This is a genomic window from Xanthobacter sp. BG11Y11_SDJG (assembly GCF_057364445.1).
Genome location: NZ_JBNFNU010000835.1, coordinates 1 through 698 on the forward strand (window position 1 = coordinate 1; position 698 = coordinate 698).

Sequence of the window (698 nt, forward strand, 5' to 3'; positions counted from 1 at the left end):
GCGCCAGGCCGGGAACCCTGGCGCCGGAGCCGCGGCCATGATCGGTTTTCCGTGCCGGCATCTCCATCGCCATCGCCCTGGTGCTGTGCGTCGCGCTCGCGGCGGTCGGCTGGGGCGCGCGCAGCGCCGCCGAACGCACCATCGTGCCGGAGATCCTCGCCAAGGCCGAATCGGTGGGCCGCTCCGCCGCCAGCCTTGTGGAGGTGGCCTACGGCTCCGGCATCCCCATCGACCAGATGGTGGGGGTGCGGTCCTATTTCGCCGATCTGCGCAAGGCCAACCGGGAGTTCGCGCTGATCCGCATGACCACGCCGGACGGGCGCGAACTGGCGCGCTCGGGCGACGGCGCGGGCATGGCCGACGCGCCGGTGGTCCACACCGCCGTGACCAGCCGCTCCGGCGTGCCGATCGCCGACATCGCCGTGACGGTCGATCCGAGCGTGATCTCGGAAGAAGTGGGCGGGGTGCTGATCGATGTCGCCTTCATCGGCATCGTCTCGCTGCTGATCGCGCTGGAGCTGGTGGCGCTCGTCATCGGCACCAGCGGCATCGCCGCCCTCACGGCGCTGGAGGATCGCCTGCGGGCGCTGGCCAAGGGCGGCTCGCGCTGCACGAGAGCGGCGCGCAGACGCGGGCGCGCGACCTCGTCGCCCCCATCGACCAGCAGGTGAGCCTGCTCGCCGCGCGCCATGCCGAGG

The 698-nt window shown here is 72.8% G+C and carries 1 protein-coding gene; it reads left to right on the forward strand.

Annotation, left to right across the window (positions count from 1 at the left end):
- Positions 1-143 precede the first annotated feature (143 nt).
- On the forward strand, positions 144-671 hold the full coding sequence (locus AC2W7M_RS26845; protein ID WP_486136267.1) for a hypothetical protein: 528 nt from the start codon (positions 144-146) through the stop codon (positions 669-671).
- Positions 672-698 lie beyond the last annotated feature (27 nt).